The organism is Nocardioides cremeus, from assembly GCF_030518195.1.
In the GTDB taxonomy this organism is placed as follows: domain Bacteria; phylum Actinomycetota; class Actinomycetes; order Propionibacteriales; family Nocardioidaceae; genus Nocardioides; species Nocardioides cremeus.
Genome location: NZ_JAULSC010000525.1, coordinates 1 through 203 on the forward strand (window position 1 = coordinate 1; position 203 = coordinate 203).

Annotated in this window: 1 protein-coding gene; it reads right to left on the minus strand. The window is 80.8% G+C overall.

Annotation, left to right across the window (positions count from 1 at the left end; genetic code table 11):
• Positions 1-203 (minus strand): hypothetical protein (locus QWJ41_RS21960; RefSeq protein ID WP_302710615.1); only part of this gene is annotated, 203 nt, incomplete at both ends.

The following is a 203-nucleotide window of genomic DNA, read 5'->3' on the forward strand; positions in this document are numbered from 1 at the left end:
ACCGCGGCCCGGGCCCCGCCCAGCGCGGCGGTGTCGAAGCTGACGGGTCGCGGGTCGTGGGCCAGCAGCGCGCCGGGGGCCAGGTTGCGGGCGTCGTAGGGCTGCTGGGGGTGGTGGGTGAGGACGTGCTCGCGCACGGGGGCCGCGCAGGTGCGGTCGGCCGCGTCGAGGACCTCGCCCAGCGGGACCGCGGGGGGCCGGGA